At 73.5% G+C, this 3,765-nt stretch carries 4 protein-coding genes; 1 reads left to right on the plus strand and 3 read right to left on the minus strand.

Annotated elements, in window-relative coordinates:
- Positions 1-69 precede the first annotated feature (69 nt).
- Positions 70-1,098, minus strand: a complete 1,029-nt coding sequence (locus ACFE60_RS16655; protein WP_375389977.1) for a DNA topoisomerase IB — start codon at positions 1,096-1,098, stop codon at positions 70-72.
- 273 nt (positions 1,099-1,371) lie between these two features.
- A complete protein-coding gene (locus tag ACFE60_RS16660) occupies positions 1,372-1,782 on the minus strand; it encodes a MarR family winged helix-turn-helix transcriptional regulator (RefSeq protein WP_375389978.1) in 411 nt (136 codons plus the stop codon).
- Positions 1,783-1,804: 22 nt separating this feature from the next.
- Between ACFE60_RS16660 and ACFE60_RS16665 the strand changes: the two genes are divergently transcribed.
- Positions 1,805-3,397: an MFS transporter gene (locus tag ACFE60_RS16665; RefSeq protein ID WP_375389979.1), complete on the plus strand. Its 1,593-nt coding sequence runs from the start codon at positions 1,805-1,807 to the stop codon at positions 3,395-3,397.
- On the opposite strand, the gene ACFE60_RS16670 is transcribed toward ACFE60_RS16665, so the two are convergent.
- A partial coding sequence (locus tag ACFE60_RS16670) for a glutamate ligase domain-containing protein (protein ID WP_375389980.1) occupies positions 3,387-3,765 on the minus strand: 379 nt, incomplete at its 5' end. The two genes, ACFE60_RS16665 and ACFE60_RS16670, sit on opposite strands and share 11 nt — an antisense overlap.

Consider the following 3,765-nt stretch of genomic DNA (forward strand, 5'->3'; position numbering starts at 1 on the left):
GAGGTACCGCGCGAGCGGGTGGAGGTACCGCGCGAGCGGGTGGAGGTACCGCGCGGCGGTGCGGCGCGGTCAGTCCTCCGCGGGCTCCGCGATGGCGGCGCGCGGCGACTCGAACAGGAGCGCGAGGGTCTCCGCCTCCGCCGCGTGGGGCCTGGCCGGGTCGATCGTCTCGCCCGCGCGGTAGCGGTCCACCAGCCGGGGGTCCACGTAGCTCGCCTTCGCGACGGTCGGGGTGTTCGACAGCTCCTCCGCGGCGGCCCGCATCGCCTCGGCCACGGCGCGCTTCTGCGACGTCCGCTTCGGCTCCGGGCCGTGCTCCGCGAGGCTCCTGGCGGCCGCGACCGTGCCGCGCAGGGTGCGGAAGTCCTTCGCGGAGAACTCGCCGCGCAGCCGCTTCCGCACGTAGGCGTTGACCTCCGACGGGGACAGGGTGCGCCACTCGCCCTCGCGCTCGTAGGCGAGGAGGCGCTCGTGCGGCCCCCGGGCGCGGAGTCGCTCGAGCAGCGCCGCGAGATCCGCATCCTTCATCGTCGAGTCCCACACCTTGTGACTCTTCGCCGGGAAGCGCAGGTGGACGACGTCGCCGTCGATCTCGACGTGCTCGCCGTGCAGCGTGGTGAGGCCGAAGCTGCCGTTCGCCTCCTCGTACGCGGAGGAGCCGATGCGCAGCCCGCCGAGGTCGAGCATGCGGAACGCGGCGGCGAGCACCTGCCGCTTCGGCCGGTCCCCGTCGCGGAGGTGCCTGCGCACGGTGCCGCGGGCGCCGGGCAGCGCCTCGGCGAGCAGCAGCATGCGCTTGAACTTGCGCTTGTCGTGCCGCTCCCGCCAGGTCGGGTGGTAGATGTACTGCTTCCGGTGCGCCGCGTCGTAGCCGACCGCCTGGATGTGGCCGTTCTCGTACGGCGCGATCCACACGTCCGTCCAGGCGGGCGGGATGCCCAGCGCGTCGAAGCGGGCACGCAGGGCGGCGTCCTTCACGGTCGCGCCGTCGGCCGACCGGTAGCCGAACCCCGAGCCCGACCGGACCCGGTGGTACCCCTTGCCGAGCGGGTTGCTCTTCCGCAGCCGGCCGGCTCGGGCGGGCGGTGCGTCCGTCATGGTCGGCGAGCGTACGGACCCCCGCCTGGGCGGAACGGGGGCTTGCGCCGCGGTGCAAGGGGGCGCGCGGACATGGAGAAGGGGAGGGCGTCCTGCCCTCCCCTTCTCACCCACCCGGTCCGGGAGGGGCTCGGCGCACCGGGACTCGATCCGATTGCCCGTCGGACCGTGGTGCGGCCGGCCCCGGAGATCTCCTCGGACTGTCCGTCGACGACGGTAGGCACGGGATCTGATGACGACCCGAGGCGAACCGATGAGTCGCGTAAGCGTCGATCAGCGCCCGTGGGAGCGGATGATCCGCACGAGCTGCGACCGGAACGCCTCCTCGTCCTCGATCGGCGGGAAGAGGTCCGCCTCGATGGTGCGCGTCGCGTCGAAGGCGGCGGCGCCGGCCGGCGTGCGGGAGACGATCAGCCGGCGCCCGTCCGCAGGGTCGCGCTCCCTGCTGACGAGCGCGGACCGCTCGAGCCGCTCGATCGTCCGGGAGATCGTCTGGTCCTCGACCTTCGCGAGCGTCGCGAGCTCGCTCTGGCTCTTCGCGCCGTCCGACAGCAGATGCAGCACGATCACGCCCGCGTGGGTGATCCCGTGGGCGGCGAGCGCCTCCTGCCACCGGTTCTCCACCTGACGGGAGGCGGTCGAGAGCAGCCGCCCGATCGGCCACGTCGAGAGATCCTCCGGCACCGCCCGATGGTACCGTCCTGAGATGGTCAGCCGGCTTACCGATTCCTCGGACGTCACGACGTGGCGCCCGTGGATCGGACTCGTCTTCATCAGCGTCGCCGTCGCGCTGATCATCGTCGACTCGACGATCGTGAACGTCGCGATCCCGTCGATCGTGGACGACCTCGCGATCTCGTCGACCCAGGTGCAGTGGGTGCAGGAGAGCTACACGCTCGTCTTCGCGGCGCTGCTGCTCGTCTTCGGCACGCTCGCCGACCGCTTCGGCCGCCGCCGCCTGCTGCTCGTGGGCGTGACGGTGTTCGCGCTCTCGTCGGTCCTCGCCGCCACGGCGGGCAGCGGCGAGCTGCTGATCGGCGCGCGCGTGCTGCAGGGCGTCGGCGGCGCGATGATCCTGCCGACCACCCTGTCCGTCATCAACGCGACGTTCCGCGGCCGGGAGCGCGGGATCGCGTTCGCGGTGTGGGGGTCGACGATCGGCGGGATGGCCGCCGTCGGGCCGCTGCTGGGCGGGTTCCTCACCACCGCGTTCTCGTGGCGGTGGGCGTTCGGCATCAACGTGCCCCTGGGGATCGTCATCGTGATCGGGCTGCTGGTGTTCGTCGCGGAGTCGCGCGCGGAGGAGACGCGGCGCATCGACGTGACCGGCGCCGTGCTCGCCGTCGTGACCACCGGCTCGCTCGTGTTCGGGCTGATCGAGGGCCGGACCTACGGATGGTGGATTTCCGCCGACCCGCCCGCCTGGTGGGGCCTCGGCGTCTCCCCGATCCCGCTCGCGTTCCTCGTGACGGTGCTGGCCGGCGCCGCGTTCGTCGTGCGGGGCATCCGCCGCCAGCGCGCCGGCCGCAGCACGCTCATCGCGTTCTCGCTGTTCGGCATCCCGTCGTTCCGGAACGGGAACCTCGCGGCGATGATCGTGTCGCTCGGCGAGTTCGGCATCATCCTGTCCCTGCCCCTCTGGCTGCAGAGCGTGCTCGGGTACAGCGCCCTGCAGACCGGGTTCGTGCTGCTCGCCCTCGCCGTCGGCTCGTTCGTCGCGTCGGGCGCCGCAGGCGCGACGACCGGGCGCTTCTCCCCCGTCGCGGTCGTGCGGGTGGGCCTCGCGGCGGAGATCGTGGGCGTCGCGGGGATCGGGCTGGTCGTCTCGTCCACCACGCCCTGGTACGCCGTCGTGCCGTGCCTGCTCGTCTACGGCTTCGGCGTCGGGCTCGCGACCGCGCAGCTGACCGGCGTCGTGCTGATGGACGTGCCGGTGGAGCAGAGCGGGCAGGGCTCCGGCACCCAGAGCACCGCCCGCCAGGTCGGTTCGGCGCTCGGCATCGCGGTGCTCGGCACGATCCTGTTCACCAGCGTGGGCGGCATCCTCGACGCCCGGCTGGCCGGCGCGGTCCCCGCGGCCGAGCGCACGGCGATCGTGGCCTCGGTGGTCGACTCGTCCGGCACGTCGATCCCCGCGATCACCGACGCCGCGGTCCGTGCTGCCGCCGAGGAGGCGTTCAGCGACGGCACGCGCTTCGCGGCGTTCGCGGCCGCCGGGTTCCTGGTGCTCGGGCTGCTGGCGACGCTGCGGCTCGGCGGCCGGCGCGAGCCGGACGGCGAGGGTCCGGTCAGCTCGTGAGGTCCTGGGAGGGGGCGGCCGCGTAGCCCGCCTCCTGCAGCGCCGCGCGCGCCTCCCGCCGAGCCGAGTAGTCGGTGCGGACCCCGCGGATGTCCCGGTAGTTCTGGTGCCCCGGCCCCGCCCAGAGGATGGCGTCGCCGGGTCCGACGAGCGACACCGCGAGGCGGATCGCCCGCTCGGGCTGCCCCTCCTCGTACAGCGGATGATCCGGAGCAGCCTCCCGCGCCGCGGCGACGAGCGCGGCGCGGATGCTCGCGGGATCCTCGAAGCGGGGGTGGTGGTCCGTGACGATCAGCACGTCGCTGCCGAGCACGGCGGCCCTCGCCATGTCCGGGCGCTTCGTCGTGTCGCGGTCGCCGTCCGCGCCG

This window comes from uncultured Amnibacterium sp., assembly GCF_964245895.1.
GTDB lineage: Bacteria > Actinomycetota > Actinomycetes > Actinomycetales > Microbacteriaceae > Amnibacterium.

Bases quoted from the DNA above. Each gene is read 5' to 3' on its own strand.
- ACFE60_RS16655 (WP_375389977.1), bottom strand. From the start codon at position 1,098: ATGACGGACGCACCGCCCGCCCGAGCCGGCCGGCTGCGGAAGAGCAAC.
- ACFE60_RS16665 (WP_375389979.1), top strand. From the start codon at position 1,805: ATGGTCAGCCGGCTTACCGATTCCTCGGACGTCACGACGTGGCGCCCG.